The organism is Acidovorax sp. LjRoot66, assembly GCF_964253305.1.
Classification (GTDB): Bacteria; Pseudomonadota; Gammaproteobacteria; order Burkholderiales; family Burkholderiaceae_C; genus Acidovorax.
Window position 1 is genome coordinate 177,376 of the sequence record NZ_CAXUQU020000001.1, and the last position, 14,028, is coordinate 191,403.

The following is a 14,028-nucleotide window of genomic DNA, read 5'->3' on the forward strand; positions in this document are numbered from 1 at the left end:
ACACCGGGCCCTTGCCCCGGTGAGCGAAAGGGCTGGCATGAAGACATCTCCATGGTGGATGGCTGCGGCCCTGGTGGCCACACTGGCAGGGCCCGCCTCGGCCCAGACCCGGGTGCCGGCACAGGACATCAAGGGCCTGACCGATCCCGCAGGGCTCAAGCGCTACGCCGGCGCGGTGCTGCTGTACCGCGATGACGCCGCCTACGATGAACTGCGTTTCCCCGCCGCCAAGGTGGTCAGCCAGAGCGACGACAAGCTGGTGGCGCCCCGCAGCCTGGACCGCGCCGGCCAGCGCACCGCGCTGCAGTATGTGGCGCCCGCCGGCCGCTCCTCGCTCGAAGTGTTGCGCGGCTACCAGCAGGAGCTCAAGGCCGCCGGCTTCGAGACCGCCTTCGAATGCGCAGGCGATGCCTGCGGCGGCTCCAACATCTTTGCCTACAGCCTGCCGCGCTCGCTGCTGCCCGGCGGCTGGGCCGGCAAGGTGGGCGACAACAGCCCCGCCGCCTGCGCTTCGGGCACCCTGGCCGACCTGCGCTACGCGCTGCTCGACAACAAGGCCACCGGGGCGGGCATGGCGGTGATGACCTGGAACCCCGACATCACGTCGGCCTACTGCGACGAGAAAGAGTTCCAGAAGCGCACCACCATCACCGTGGTGCGCGTGGAGCCCAAGGCGCGCGAACAGCAGATGGAAACGATGTCCTCCAGCGAGATCGCCAAGGGGCTCGATGCCAACGGCAAGGTCGCCATCTACGGCATCCTGTTCGACACCGGCAAGGCGGACATCAAGCCTGACAGCAAGGCCTCGCTGGACCAGATCGGCGCGTTGCTCAAGCAACAGGCCGGCCTGAAGCTCCATGTGGTGGGCCATACCGACAACGCCGGCAACCTGCCTGCCAACATCGACCTGAGCCGCCGCCGCGCCGATGCCGTGGCCGCAGCGCTGGCCAGGGACTACGGCATTGCCCGCGACCGGCTCACCGCCAACGGGGTGGCCAGCCTGGCGCCGGTGGCTTCCAACGGCTCGGATGCCGGGCGCGCCAAGAATCGGCGCGTCGAACTTGTATTGCAGTGAGCCCGCCGGCTCAGGCCTCGTCGTCTTCAGCAGCACCCCGTATCACCCGGTGCACCACGTCCCCTGAAAAGCCCCGCGCCATCAAGAATCGCACCTGCTTGGCACGCCCCTGCGGATCGGCCGCTGGCTCGCCGAAGCGGCGGCGCCACACCTCGCGGGCGCGCGCCAATTCCGTGTGCTGCAACTGCGCCAGGGCCTGCTGCACCACCTCGCCGCCCACGCCCTTGGCCTGCAGCTCCTGGCGGATGCGCGCAGCACCCATGCGGCCGGCACGCAGGTTCACGACCGAGGCCACCACGCGCTCCTCGCTGATGAAGTCCTTCTCCTCCAGTTCGGCCAGCACCGCATCCAGGTCCTCGCCCTCCTGCACATGCGGGCGCAGCTTGCGCAGCAGTTCGGCGCGTGAATGCTCGCGCTGGCCCAGCAGCCGCAGTGCGCGGCCTTTGAGGGAAAGGGTGGCAAAGCCCATGGGTTTCGATCCGCAGGTGAACGACAGGTGGATGGGACGGCGAAGTCGCAAACGACAACGGCCACCGCTCCGTGCAGGAGCGATGGCCGCCATCGTCTGCGGCAAAGGCTGCCGATGACAGCCTTTGCCTGGCGATGCTCAATGCATCACTCTTCGGATGCAGCCGGGGCCGCCGCCTGCAGTGCGTCGGGCAGGAGCGCAATGCCCAGGCCTTCACGCACCTTGTTCTCGATCTCGCGGGCGAGGTCGGGGTTCTCGCGCAGGAATTCGCGCGCGTTGTCACGGCCCTGGCCGATCTTCTCGCCGTTGTAGGCATACCAGGCACCCGACTTCTCGACGATCTTGGCGGTCACGCCCATGTCGATGATCTCGCCCTCACGGCTGATGCCCTCGCCAAAGAGGATGTCGAACTCGGCCGTCTTGAAGGGGGGGCTCACCTTGTTCTTGACCACCTTGACCTTGGTCTCGTTGCCGATGGCTTCGTCGCCCTTCTTGATGGTGCCGGTGCGGCGGATATCGAGGCGCACCGAGGCGTAGAACTTGAGCGCATTGCCCCCGGTGGTGGTTTCGGGGCTGCCGAACATCACACCGATCTTCATGCGGATCTGGTTGATGAAGATGACCATGCAATTGGTCTTCTTGATCGTGGCCGTCAGTTTGCGCAGTGCCTGGCTCATCAGGCGGGCCTGCAGGCCGGGCAGGGCATCGCCCATTTCGCCTTCGATTTCGGCCTTGGGCGTGAGTGCGGCGACCGAGTCGATGACGATCAGGTCCACGGCGCCCGAGCGCACCAGGCTGTCCACGATTTCCAGGGCCTGCTCGCCGGTGTCGGGCTGGCTGATCAGCAGGTCGGACAGCTGCACACCCAGCTTCTGGGCGTACTGCACGTCCAGGGCGTGCTCGGCGTCCACGAAGGCGCAGGTGCCACCCTGCTTTTGCATTTCGGCAATCACCTGTAGCGTGAGCGTGGTCTTGCCCGAGGATTCCGGGCCGTAAATCTCGACCACACGGCCGCGCGGCAGGCCGCCCACGCCCAGTGCGATGTCCAGACCCAGCGAGCCGGTGGAGACGACCTGGATGTCCTCGATCACCTCGCCTTCGCCTAGGCGCATGATGGTGCCCTTGCCGAACTGCTTCTCGATCTGGGCGAGCGCAGCCGCCAGCGCCTTGGCCTTTTCGGTGTTGACGGGGAGGGCGGGGTTGGTGCCTTTGACTGCGACGTCCATGAGAAAACTCCTTGAGAAACAACGGGTTGGGTGTTTGCACTTCGTCTGCAATTAACTACAGGCTGGATGCTTGAACAGTAGTTTATGCGAGCCATTGAATCCCATCAATGCACTATTTAGTCAGTTTGCCTGACAATACTGCATGCCTGATTCTTCGTCCCTTGCCGCATCCACTCCGATGGAAGACGGCTGGCGCCAGACCCACCTGGGCCGCCTGCTCGGCCACGCCATGCGCCGCTTCGATGCCCGGGTGCTGCAGCTCATGGCGCGCAATGTGGAGGTGCCGCTGGCCCTGTCCAACCTGGCGGCGCGCGACCAGGTGAGCGCGGCGCACGTGCACATCACGCGCCACCTGGCGCTGCAGGGCGACCGCCTGACCGACCTAGCCCAGCGTGCCGGCATGACCAAGCAGGCCATGGCCACCCTGGTGGACCAGTGCGAGGCCTGGGGCCTGGTCACGCGCGAGGCGGACCCGCTGGATGCACGCGCGCGGCGCGTGTGCTTCACGCCCACCGGCCTGGCCTGGCTGCAGGCCTTTCGCGATGCGGTGGCCCAGGCCGAAGCCGAGTTCCGGGCCGAGGTGGGCAGGGACGTGGCCACGGTGGTGGCCATCGGGCTGGAAGCCTACGCCAGTGGCGACACGACGGGTGACGGCGCCAGCCGCAGGGACAGCGCCAGGGGCTGAGGACAGGAACCTGTTCAGGCAGGTGGCGTGGGCATGCCCGAAGGTTCGGCACAGGCCAGCAGCCATTGGCGGAACTGCTGCAGGGTCTGCAGCTGGTTGCGCCCCTCGGGGTAGCAGAACCAATAACCGACCTCGCTCTGGTAGCCGCATCCGGGCAGCGGTTCGCGCACCAGCCCGCTGGTGATCTCGTCCTGCACCAGGCAGCGCGGCACCAGCGCCAGGCCCATGCCGGCCATCACCGCGCGGATCATCGATTGGAACTGGTCGAACTGCGGGCCGGCCAGCGGATTGAGCCCCTGCACCCCATGCGTTTCGCTCCAGCGCAGCCAGGCCTCGGGCACCGTGACGTGGCGCAGCAAGGTGTGGCGCGCCACGTCGCGCGGGCTGTCGATGGCCCAGTCCGCCACACGGGTGCGCGGTGCGATCAACGCCACGTCCTGGCCCGTGAGGTAGTGGGCGTGTGCACCGGGCCAGTGACCATCGCCGAAGAGGATGGCGCAGTCGAGTTCGGGCCGCTCGAAGTTGTAGCTGTGCACGTAGGGCACGAAGTGCAGCGTGACCTGCGGGTGCTGCTGCTGGAACTGCGGCAGCCGCGGGATGAGCCACTTGGCAGCGAAGGTAGGCAGGCTCGACAGGTGCAGCGCGCCGCCGCCGTCGTCGCTGGTGATCAGCTCCAGCGTTGCGGCTTCGAGCTGGGCCAGCACGGCCCGCACGGCCTTTTCGTAGCGCTCCCCGGCGGGCGTGAGCGCCAGGCGCTTGCGGCTGCGCTCGAACAGCGGCACACCCACCCAGCCCTCCAGCTCCTTGACCTGCTTGCTCACCGCGCTTTGCGTCAGGTGCAGGGCCCCGGCCGCGCGCGAAACGCCGCCGAACCGGGTCACGGTGGAAAAGGCACGCAGAAGATGCAAGGGTGGGGAGAGGCGTCGAAGAGAAGACATAGTAAGTTCTCAAATCATTCCATATTGGAATGTTATCAGGCACATCCATTGCTTGGTAGTGGGCACCGGATCATTTAATCTCAAACCCCCTTCATAGGAAAACCGCACATGAAACGCCGTCACCTGCTCACCACCCTGGCTGCTGCATCTTTCATTCCTGGAATGTCCTTTGCGCAAGAAGGCAAGCCCCTGCGCATCGTCGTGCCCTTTCCACCCGGCGGCGCCACCGACATCACCGTGCGCGCCCTGCAGGAGTCGCTCACCCGCATCCTCAAGCAGCCTGTGGTGCTGGACAACCGTGCCGGCGCAGGCGGCTCGATCGGCATGGCCGAAGTGGCGCGCGCCCCGGCCGACGGCCTCACGCTGGGCGTGGCCACCCTGTCCACCCACGGTGTGAATCCCGCCGTCTACAGCAAGCTGCCCTACAACCCGCTCAAGGACTTCGTGGGCGTGACCGAGATCGTCAAGGCCCCCGGCGTGGTCGTGGTGAACCCCGCCGCACTGCCCGTGAAGGACTTCGCCGACCTGGTGAAGTACCTCAAGGCCAACCCCGGCAAGGTGTCGTTCGCGACGCCCGGCAACGGCACCATCGGCCACATGTGGGGCGAGCTGTTCAAGAGCAGCACGGGCACCTCCATGGTGCACATCCCCTACCGTGGTGCAGGCCCGGCCATCAACGACGTGCTGGCCGGCCAGGTGGCCGTGTATTTCGACCAGGTGGCCTCGTCGCTGCCGCACATCAAGTCGGGCAAGCTCAAGGCGCTGGCGGTCTCGTGGCCCACGCGGCTTGACGTGCTGCCGGACGTCCCCACCTACGCCCAGCTCGGCTTTGCCAACAACAACGATCCCTCGTGGTTCGGCCTGGTGGCCCCCGCAGGCACGCCCCCCGCTGCCGTGGACCGCATCCAGCAGGCCGTGGCACAGGCACTGCAGGAGCCCGCCGTGCGTGAGCGCCTGGCCGGCCAGGGCCTGTACCCCTCGGGCACCACGCCCAAGGAGTTCTCGGCCCAGTTGGTGCGCGAGATCGACAAGATGAAGCGCGTGGCGGCCTACGCCAAGATCGCGCTCGATTGACACCACACCGGGCCTGCGGGCCCGGCGGCCACAGCTGGGGAGACCATCTCAGGGATAACCATGGTCTCCAACCGGTCCGGGCGGCTAGGCCAGCCGCCCCTTATTGCGCACACTCTGCCTATGCATGCCGCTTTGAAACTGATCAACCGACGATTCCAGCAGGCCCAGCCCGGTGCCACCGGCTCCCCCGGCACCCCGCTGGCGCCTGCGGCAACCTTCACCTACCTGCCCGGCACCACCGCCCTGGTGCTCGACTCGCCGCACAGCGGCACCCGCTACCCCGACGACTTCGGATCCGCCTGCGACCTGCCCACACTGCGCCGCGCCGAAGACACCCATGTCGAGAAGATCTACGACTTCGCCCCCGCGCTGGGCGTGGCCTGGGTGGAAGCCCACTTTCCCCGCATCTACCTGGATGCCAACCGCGACACCACCGAACTCGACACCACGCTGCTCGACGGTGAGTGGACCGACCCCATCTCCACCGACCCGCGCGTGCTCTCCAAGGTGCGCCTGGGCAAGGGCCTGATCTGGAAGTTCACCGACGAGGGCGAGCCCATCTACAACCGGCTGCTGGGCGTGGACGAGGTGCAAGAGCGCATCGACCGCTGCTGGCGGCCCTACCACGGCGCCGTGCAGCAGGCCATCGCCGCCGCGCACGCCCGTCACGGCTACAGCATCCACATCAACTGCCACTCCATGCCCGCCGTGGCGGCCAGCCACGCCACCGACTTCCCGGGCCTGGTGCATGCCGATTTCGTGGTCGGCGACCGCGACGGCACGACCGCCGACCCGGCGCTCTCGGCCCTGGTGTGCGAGCACCTGCGCGAGCGCGGCTACAGCGTGGAATACAACCACCCCTACAAGGGCGTGGAGCTGGTGCGCCGCTACAGCAACCCTGCCGGCCAGCGCCACAGCATCCAGCTGGAGATCAACCGCAAGCTCTACATGGACGAGACCACCCTGGCCCAGCACCCCGAGGGCATGGCGCGGCTGCGCGCCGACCTGCGCGCCCTGGTGGACCGGCTGCTGGCATACGACCCGCGCGGCTGATCCGGCGCAATCTGGCCGCAAGGCCCTGGACGCGGTGCGCGCCTAGAATCCAGGGAGGCTCAGCACCAGACTGATGCCACCCACCAGGAGACACCCGCATGCGCATTCTCATCGCCGAAGACGACCAGGTGCTGGCCGATGGCCTGCTGCGCACCTTGCGCAGCTCCGGCGCCGTGGTGGACCATGTGGCCAGCGGCAGCGAGGCCGATGCCGCGCTGCTGACCAACAACGAGTTCGACCTGCTGATCCTGGACCTGGGCCTGCCGCGCATGCATGGGCTGGAAGTGCTCAAGAAGCTGCGCAGCCGCGGCTCGGCGCTGCCGGTGCTCATCCTCACCGCCGCCGACAGCGTGGAGGAGCGCGTCAAGGGCCTGGATTTCGGGGCCGACGACTACATGGCCAAGCCCTTCAGCCTGCAGGAGCTGGAAGCGCGCGTGCGCGCCCTCACACGCCGCGGCATGGGTGGCACCAGCAGCGCCATCAAGCACGGCCCGCTGGTGTACGACCAGGCGGGCCGGGTGGCCACCATCGACGGCAAGATGGTGGAGCTGTCGGCGCGCGAGCTCGGCCTGCTGGAGGTGCTGCTGCAGCGCGCCGGGCGCCTGGTCAGCAAGGAGCAGTTGGTCGAGCGCCTGTGCGAGTGGGGCGAGGAAGTGAGCAACAACGCCATCGAGGTGTATATCCACCGCCTGCGCAAGAAGATCGAACGCGGCCCGATCCGCATTGCCACGGTGCGCGGTCTGGGCTACTGTCTGGAAAAAATCCCAGGCTGACCCTTCCCTCGGCACTTGCAGCTCTTCACCCTACACCTTGAAAATCTTCCAGCGCGAGCAGCGCTCCCTGTTTGGCGAGATCCTGGACTGGATGCTCACCCCGCTGCTGCTGCTGTGGCCCGTAAGCCTGGCGCTGACCTGGCTGGTGGCCCAGGGCCTGGCCAACAAGCCCTTCGACCGCGCGCTGGAGTACAACGCCCACGCGCTGGCACAGCTGGTGGGGGTGCAGAAGGGCACGGTGCAATTCAACCTGCCCCAGCCCGCCAGCGAGATCCTGCGCGCCGACGATTCCGACGTGGTGTACTACCAGGTCAAGGGCGTGGGCGGGGAGTTCCTCTCGGGCGAGCGCGAACTGCCAGCGCCCCCCTCCGACGAAGTGCCCATGCCCGGCGAGGTGCGCCTGCGCGATGCCGAGCTGCGCGGCATCGACATCCGCGTGGCCTACATCTGGGTGCGCCTGGCCCTCAAGGACAGCCCGCTGGCCCTGGTGCAGGTGGCCGAGACCCGTGAGAAGCGCAGCGTGCTGGCCACCGAGATCATCAAGGGCGTGATGCTGCCGCAGTTCGTGATCTTGCCGCTGGCGGTGCTGCTGGTGTGGCTGGCGCTGGCGCGCGGCATCCAGCCGCTGAACCAGCTGGAGCAGCGCATCCGTGCGCGCAACCCCGACGACCTCTCGCCGCTGGACGACCGCACCGTGCCGCTGGAGGTGGCGCCGCTGGTCGCCTCGGTGAACGACCTGCTCACGCGCCTGCACGACTCGCTGGCCACGCAAAAACGCTTTTTGGCCGATGCCGCCCACCAGCTCAAGACGCCTCTGGCGGGCCTGCGCATGCAGGCCGACCTGGCGCAACGCGAGGGCACCAGCACCGAAGAACTCAAGCGCTCGCTGCAGCAGATCGGCCGCTCCAGCATCCGCGCTACGCACACCGTCAACCAGCTGCTGGCCCTGGCACGCGCCGAAGGCAGCGGCGTGGGTTTTGCGCGCCAGCCCTGCGACCTGGCGCGCCTGGCCATCGAAGTAGTGCGCGACTCGGTGCCGCGCGCGCTCGAAAAACACATCGACCTGGGCTACGACGGCGCCGAGCCTGGCTCGCCCGGCGTGTGGGTGGACGGCAACCCGACCCTGCTCAAGGAGTTGGTGCGCAACCTGGTGGACAACGCGCTCAACTACACCCCGTCGGCACCCGACCGGCCTGGCGTGGTCACCGCGCGCGTGCTGGCCGACACCTTCGGCCGCGTGCTGCTGCTGCAGGTGGAGGACTCGGGCCCGGGCGTGCCCGAGTCCGAGCGCGACCTGGTGTTCCAGCCGTTCTACCGCGCGCTGGGCAGCGATGCGGACGGCTCGGGCCTGGGCCTGCCCATCGTGCTCGAGATCGCGCGCAAGCACGGGGCCGAGGTTCAGCTCGAAGACGCCCACCCGGGTATGCAGCCGCCGGGGGCGCGCTTCAGCGTGCGCTTTGCGGCCAGCGAGCACGCGCCCGCCTGAAACCAGGGCCATCGGCCCGAGGCAGCAGCCGGGAACACCGGTTTGAGGCATCATGAAATCCCGTTCTGCCGGATGCCCCATGCCTGCTTCTCCCTCTTCGCCACCGCGCCGCTTTTGCAACACCGATGCGGGGGTCGTGATCGGCAACTTCCCCTGGTACGAGATGGCATGGCGCTCGCTGCGCGGCGACTTCAAGCCCCGCTCCGAGCCCGCCGGAGGCTACGCGCGCTTCGTGAGCGACTGGACCCAGCCCGTGGACCATGCGCTGCTGGCGCAGCGGCACGAGGCGCCGGTGGTGACCTGGCTGGGCCATGTCTCCATGCTGCTGCAGGTGGCGGGCCTGAACGTGCTGATCGACCCCACGCTGGCCAGCCATGCCGGTCCGCTCGGGCGCTTTGGCGCCCCGCGGCGCGTGCCGCCGCCGCTCGCGCCCGAACAGTTGCCGCGCATCGATGCCGTGCTGGTCTCGCACAACCACTACGACCACCTGTGCAGTGCCACCTTGAAGCGCCTGAGGGCAGCGGGGCAGAACCCGCGCTTCATCGTGCCCATGGGGCTCAAGGATTGGTTCGTGCGGCGCGCAATGGACAACACGACCGAACTCGACTGGTGGGAGTCCGTGGAGCTGGCGCCTGGCGTGCGCGTGCACTTCACCCCCGCCCAGCACTGGAGCCGCCGCAGCCTGAACGACACCAATGCCTCGCTCTGGGGCGGCTACCTGCTCGAGTGGAGCCGGCCCGATGCGGCAGGGCCCTGGCGCTTCCTGTTTCCGGGCGACACGGGCTACAGCGACGACTTCAAGGCCATCCGCCAGCGCATCGGTGCCGTCGATTTTCTGGCCCTGCCGATCGGCGCCTACCTGCCGCGCGACTTCATGAAGCCCATGCACGTGAACCCGGCCGACGCCGTGCAGCTGATGCTGGACGTGCAGGCGCGCCAGGCCATGGGCGTGCACTGGGGCACCTTTGCACTCACCCAGGAGGCCTTCGACCACCCGCCGCGCGACCTGGCCGCCGCCCTGGCCGAGCGCGGCGTGCCCACCGAACGCGTGTGGCTGATGCGGCACGGGGAGACGCGGGCGATCCCGCTGGAGTAGCCATCGCAGGCGTGGCACGACCGGGACATTCCTGCCAGGACTATGCTGAGTGCCAAACGTCGTTATCCACGGCGGCACCAACTCTCCAGAATGGGCCTTTCACTACCGACAAGGCCCCCGATGAAACGACGCACTCTGTTGGCCGGGGCATTCCCCATTCCATGGGCTGCAGGCCACGCATGGGCCCAATCCACGGCCGATACGCGCCCGGTGCGGCTGCTGGTTCCGTTTGCAGCGGGCGGTGCCACCGACATCACGGCACGCGCCATCGCCGGCCCGCTGTCGCAGCGGATGCAGCGGCCCATCACCGTGGAGAATCGCCCCGGCGCGGGGGGCGCCACCTGCATGACCGAGGTCGCGGCCGCCGCGCCCGATGGGCTGACACTGGGCATCGCCACGCTGTCCACGCACGGTGTCAACCCTGCGGTCTACCGCCACCTGCCCTACAACATCGACGCCTTCACGCCCATCACCGAAATCGTGAAGGCCCCCGGCGTGCTGGTGGTGCACCCCGACCTGCCGGCGCGGGATTTCGCGCAGTTCATCCGCTACGTGAAGGCGCAACCCGGCAAGGTGGCCTATGCCTCGCCCGGCAATGGCACCATCGGCCACATGTGGGGCGAGCTGCTCAAGAGCACCACCAACACCTTCATGACCCATGTGCCCTACCGGGGCGCGTCACCGGCACTGGCCGACGTGGTGAGCGGCAAGGTACCCGTTTATTTCGACCAGGTGGCCTCCTCCCTGCCGCACATCCAGGCCGGCCGGCTGAGGGCACTGGCCGTGTCGTGGAAGGAGCGGCTGGCGGTGCTGCCCACGGTGCCCACCTATGCCGAGCTGAGCCTGTTTTCCAGCAACGACCCGTCGTGGTTCGGCCTGGTGGCGCCAGCGGGCATGCCAGCCGCCATGGCCAGGCAGTGGCGCGATGCCGTGGCCGCCGTGCTGCAGGAACCCAGCGTCAAGACCCAGCTGGCGGACCAGGGTCTCTTCGGCTCCGGCAGCCTGCCCGAGGAGTTCGGCGCGCAGATCCGCAAGGAAGTCGACAAGATGCGGCGCGTGAGCCGTTTCGCGCGCATCGTGCTGGACTGAAGGCCCTGGGATGGCACAGGCGCCATCCCAAAGCTACCCTACCGCCCGCACCGACATCAACGCCATGAAGAGGTAGCCATTGTCCGTGGGCGCCCGGTACACCCCGCGCGCACCGAGCACCTGCGCGGCCACGCCCGAAAGCTCCCAGCCGTCCGTCACGTCCGCATCCCAGCGGGGCACGGTCAGCGGCAGAAAGCCCTGGACCTCGCCCCACTCGCGCACCGCAGGGATGCGGGTGCTCACCTTGGCATGGTGGCTGAAGTTCGCCCAGGCCCAGAGCCAGGTGCCGCTGGCCTTGGAGACCGAGCCGATGAACTCGATGTCCGCCACGACCCGGGGAGCCCCCTCGTGCGAGAAGGTCAGCGTGCCTTGCGCCTGGTCGTAGTCCCAGCGCTCGAAGCGCGAGACGCCGTGGTCGGATTCGAGCGCCTGCTGCTTGTGCACCAGCGCATGGTGGGCATCGACCACCGCGTCTTCCCAGGCGTGCAGTTGCGGCTCGGGCATGGCGCCAATGCTCTGGGCCATGGAGCCCTGGTAGCAGTGGTGGCACAGGATCTTGAGGTCCAGACAGCCCTCGTTGCGGTCGTTCCACTCGCCGCCTTCCTTCACCAACTCGGCATTGCAAGTGGCGCACCAGGCGTCGGGGAAGGGGTAGTCGGCCTCGGGGGCGTCGCAGAACCAGCGCTGCGCGGGGTGGCGGTGCAGGTGCCCGCAGACATAGGTGGGCGTGGCTTCTCCGTGCTCGCCACATTGGATGGAAGAGGCTTCTTCGGTCATGGGATCAGGTTCGCAAAGGAAAAAGGGAACGGCATCGAGCGCCACCGCGTGCAGAGCCTGCAGGCGCCGGCAGCTCAGCTCAGCTGCAACTGCGCAGCGCCTTGCCGGCCAGTGCGCTGCGCAGCGTGTCGAGTTGCGAGCGCAGCGCATCGGTCACGGCGGGCAGGCGCAGCGTGAAGCCGGGGGTTTCGGTGCGCTCCTGGATCACCCGGGCGGTGCGCACGCCTTTTTCGCCCAGTGACGCCAGCTCGCGCTTGGCCGCGTCCTCCGTGGTGAAACGGCCCAGTGACAGGCCGATCTCCAGCGTGCCGCCGGGGCGGTCGAAGTCGACCTTGCGGGCACGCAACTCCGCGCGCTTCTTGTCCAGGGTCTCCTGGTCTTCGAAACGGCCCATGTAGACCATCCAGCGGGCCGGCGTGGGTGTCGATTCGAGCACCCAGCTGCCCTGGGGCAGAGCGGCTGCCGCCGTGCGCACGGCTTCGGCCTGCCGTTCGTCGAGCACGCCGGCCTGCAGGCATTCGGCCGCGGTGCCCGCGGGTGGCGTGGCCTCGGACACGGGAACTGGCGGGGCGGGGTTGGTCGGCCTGGCCCGCAGGATCTGCAAGGTGTCAGGGCGCAGCTGCTGGCCCATGCGCTGGGGCTCGCCCTCCTGCACTGGCGCAAAGCCCCATTCGCGCAGATGCCCCTGCGACCAGGCGTAGTAGCCGCCATTGGCCAACAGCAGGATCAGGATGAGAAGGCGCAGCATGCAGATCCTTCTTTCATGACGGCAGCGCGGGGCTGGGCCGCACGCTGATTTCCGAACTCGTGATGGCCTGCATCCCGTTGGCCGTCTGCACCAGCAGCGCACCATCCTCGCCCACGCCGTGGGCGGTGCCGGCCTGCCCGTCGCTCATGGTGACGGCGCGGCCCTGCAGGATGTCGCGCTGCGCAAAGCGCGCCTGCATGGGGGAAAAGCCATAGCCCTCGAACGACTGCAGCATGGCCACCAGGGGCGGCACGATGCGCCGCAGCGCCTCGGGGGCAGTGAGGCCGCGTTCCACCTCCTGCAGGCTGGCCGGGGGCATGCTCATGCCATCGCCGCCCCGCGGCAGCACGTTGATGCCGATGCCCACCACCACGTAGCGGGCCGCGCTGCCCGCCGGCATGGCACTGCTGCCCTGCGCCGCCACAAAGCTGGCCGTTTCGACCAGGATGCCGCCGAGCTTGCGGTCGCCGGTGGTCCACAGGTCGTTGGGCCACTTGAGGCCGACGCGGGGGGGCTGGCCCTCGCCCTCCGACGGCAGCACCGGCTGCAGGCTCTCGGCCACGCTCACCCCCACGGCCAGCGACAGGCCCGACCAGTCGGCCGGTGCCAGGGGCAGGCCGAGCGACATCATGAGCGAGGCGCCCACATCGCTCTGCCAGACCCGGCCCAGGCGCCCGCGCCCCGCCGTCTGCTGCTCGGCCACGAGCAGGGTGGGGTCGCACAGGCTTGCGCGCGCGCGACGCATGAGTTCGGTGTTGGTGGAGTCGATGCTGGGCAGCACCTCGACGGAAAAGCCCGGCAACTGGGGCACCACGGCTTCCCAGAGGGCTTCGGCAGGCCAGCGGATGGAAAGCGGGGTCATGGCTTTGCGCGCCGCCCGGGCTGGGAGGCCTTGTTGCCCGTGGCATCGTCGCCGCTTTTTTTGTTACTCTTTTTACGCGGTGGCGCTACAGGCTCAGCCGGCATGGGAGGGCGCCAGCCCCGCTTGGGCGCAAGCAGGGTGCCCCGGCAGTTGTCGCTGCCGCACCAGCAGGGATACTCGGCCTTGAGCTTCTTGGTGTAGGGTTCGTCGATGATCAGGCCGTAGTCGTAGTTGAGTTCCTCACCAGCGTGGATGTTGCGCAGGGCGGTGATGAAGATCCGGCCGTCCCGCTCGTCGGCATAGCAATTGGGGTTGCAGCTGTGGTTGATCCAGCGCGAGGAGTTGCCGCCGAACTTGGCGTCGATCACGCGGTCTTCATCCACATGGAAGTAGAAGGTATGGTTGGGCTGCAGGGGATCATGGGGGTGGCGGTCCTGCGCTTCCTCCCAGCCGATGACCTCGCCCGTGTACTCGACAAGGACTTCGCCCTCTGCAATATCCTGCACGGCAAACACGCCGTTGCCGTGCACGCCCGAGCGCCGCGTCTGGATGCGGCGGCCCGGTGGGTTGGAAGGGGCGGCGGGCAATGCGGTGCGGGGCATGGCAAAAACTCTGTTAACTTGAATATGCACACATGCGCGTGCGCGTGTACGCGTGAGGCAACGAATTGTAGAAGC

The 14,028-nt window shown here is 68.1% G+C and carries 15 protein-coding genes; 8 read left to right on the forward strand and 7 right to left on the reverse strand.

All coding sequences use genetic code 11. From position 1 onward, the window contains the following. Nucleotides 1-37 precede the first annotated feature (37 nt). The gene (locus tag ACSQ3Y_RS00830) at nucleotides 38-1,075 is read left to right on the forward strand and encodes a DUF4892 domain-containing protein (protein ID WP_436176122.1); all 1,038 of its coding nucleotides are present in this window, start codon (nucleotides 38-40) and stop codon (nucleotides 1,073-1,075) included. 10 nt (nucleotides 1,076-1,085) lie between these two features. On the opposite strand, the gene recX is transcribed toward ACSQ3Y_RS00830, so the two are convergent. Then, nucleotides 1,086-1,544, reverse strand: a complete 459-nt coding sequence (gene recX / locus ACSQ3Y_RS00835) for a recombination regulator RecX (protein ID WP_436176123.1) — start codon at nucleotides 1,542-1,544, stop codon at nucleotides 1,086-1,088. A 146-nt stretch (nucleotides 1,545-1,690) separates the two neighbouring features. After that, a complete protein-coding gene (gene recA / locus ACSQ3Y_RS00840; RefSeq protein WP_057200604.1) occupies nucleotides 1,691-2,770 on the reverse strand; it encodes a recombinase RecA in 1,080 nt (359 codons plus the stop codon). A gap of 142 nt (nucleotides 2,771-2,912) precedes the next feature. Between recA and ACSQ3Y_RS00845 the strand changes: the two genes are divergently transcribed. Further along, nucleotides 2,913-3,455 (forward strand): MarR family winged helix-turn-helix transcriptional regulator, encoded by a 543-nt coding sequence (locus ACSQ3Y_RS00845; RefSeq protein WP_436176124.1) that lies wholly within the window; start codon nucleotides 2,913-2,915, stop codon nucleotides 3,453-3,455. Nucleotides 3,456-3,469: 14 nt separating this feature from the next. On the opposite strand, the gene ACSQ3Y_RS00850 is transcribed toward ACSQ3Y_RS00845, so the two are convergent. Continuing rightward, complete coding sequence (locus tag ACSQ3Y_RS00850) at nucleotides 3,470-4,393, reverse strand: LysR substrate-binding domain-containing protein (protein WP_436176125.1); 924 nt, start codon at nucleotides 4,391-4,393, stop codon at nucleotides 3,470-3,472. A 108-nt stretch (nucleotides 4,394-4,501) separates the two neighbouring features. Here ACSQ3Y_RS00850 and ACSQ3Y_RS00855 point away from each other — a divergent pair, with 108 nt between their 5' ends. From ACSQ3Y_RS00855 to ACSQ3Y_RS00880, 6 genes are all read left to right on the forward strand, one after another. Further along, a complete protein-coding gene (locus tag ACSQ3Y_RS00855; protein WP_436176126.1) occupies nucleotides 4,502-5,467 on the forward strand; it encodes a tripartite tricarboxylate transporter substrate binding protein BugE in 966 nt (321 codons plus the stop codon). Between the two features lie 120 nt (nucleotides 5,468-5,587). After that, nucleotides 5,588-6,520: an N-formylglutamate amidohydrolase gene (locus ACSQ3Y_RS00860; protein ID WP_436176127.1), complete on the forward strand. Its 933-nt coding sequence runs from the start codon at nucleotides 5,588-5,590 to the stop codon at nucleotides 6,518-6,520. A gap of 98 nt (nucleotides 6,521-6,618) precedes the next feature. Continuing rightward, nucleotides 6,619-7,293 carry a response regulator gene (locus ACSQ3Y_RS00865; RefSeq protein WP_007860685.1) on the forward strand — a complete coding sequence of 225 codons (675 nt, stop codon included), beginning with the start codon at nucleotides 6,619-6,621 and terminating at the stop codon, nucleotides 7,291-7,293. 37 nt (nucleotides 7,294-7,330) lie between these two features. Continuing rightward, nucleotides 7,331-8,779: a sensor histidine kinase N-terminal domain-containing protein gene (locus tag ACSQ3Y_RS00870; RefSeq protein WP_436176128.1), complete on the forward strand. Its 1,449-nt coding sequence runs from the start codon at nucleotides 7,331-7,333 to the stop codon at nucleotides 8,777-8,779. A gap of 79 nt (nucleotides 8,780-8,858) precedes the next feature. Beyond that, nucleotides 8,859-9,875 (forward strand): MBL fold metallo-hydrolase, encoded by a 1,017-nt coding sequence (locus tag ACSQ3Y_RS00875; RefSeq protein WP_436176129.1) that lies wholly within the window; start codon nucleotides 8,859-8,861, stop codon nucleotides 9,873-9,875. 120 nt (nucleotides 9,876-9,995) lie between these two features. Next, a complete protein-coding gene (locus tag ACSQ3Y_RS00880; RefSeq protein ID WP_057200597.1) occupies nucleotides 9,996-10,964 on the forward strand; it encodes a tripartite tricarboxylate transporter substrate-binding protein in 969 nt (322 codons plus the stop codon). A 33-nt stretch (nucleotides 10,965-10,997) separates the two neighbouring features. Here ACSQ3Y_RS00880 and ACSQ3Y_RS00885 read toward each other — a convergent pair whose 3' ends face one another. The 4 genes from ACSQ3Y_RS00885 to ACSQ3Y_RS00900 all read right to left on the reverse strand — a co-directional run bounded on the left by ACSQ3Y_RS00885 (nucleotide 10,998) and on the right by ACSQ3Y_RS00900 (nucleotide 13,953). Next, a complete protein-coding gene (locus tag ACSQ3Y_RS00885) occupies nucleotides 10,998-11,741 on the reverse strand; it encodes a DUF6882 domain-containing protein (protein ID WP_436176130.1) in 744 nt (247 codons plus the stop codon). Between the two features lie 79 nt (nucleotides 11,742-11,820). Continuing rightward, nucleotides 11,821-12,489, reverse strand: coding sequence for a hypothetical protein (locus tag ACSQ3Y_RS00890; protein WP_057200595.1), 669 nt, complete (start codon nucleotides 12,487-12,489; stop codon nucleotides 11,821-11,823). Nucleotides 12,490-12,502: 13 nt separating this feature from the next. Further along, nucleotides 12,503-13,351, reverse strand: a complete 849-nt coding sequence (locus tag ACSQ3Y_RS00895; RefSeq protein WP_436176131.1) for a biotin--[acetyl-CoA-carboxylase] ligase — start codon at nucleotides 13,349-13,351, stop codon at nucleotides 12,503-12,505. Beyond that, nucleotides 13,348-13,953: an SET domain-containing protein gene (locus ACSQ3Y_RS00900; protein ID WP_057267002.1), complete on the reverse strand. Its 606-nt coding sequence runs from the start codon at nucleotides 13,951-13,953 to the stop codon at nucleotides 13,348-13,350. Before ACSQ3Y_RS00900 ends, ACSQ3Y_RS00895 begins: the two co-directional genes overlap by 4 nt. Nucleotides 13,954-14,028: the final 75 nt, after the last annotated feature.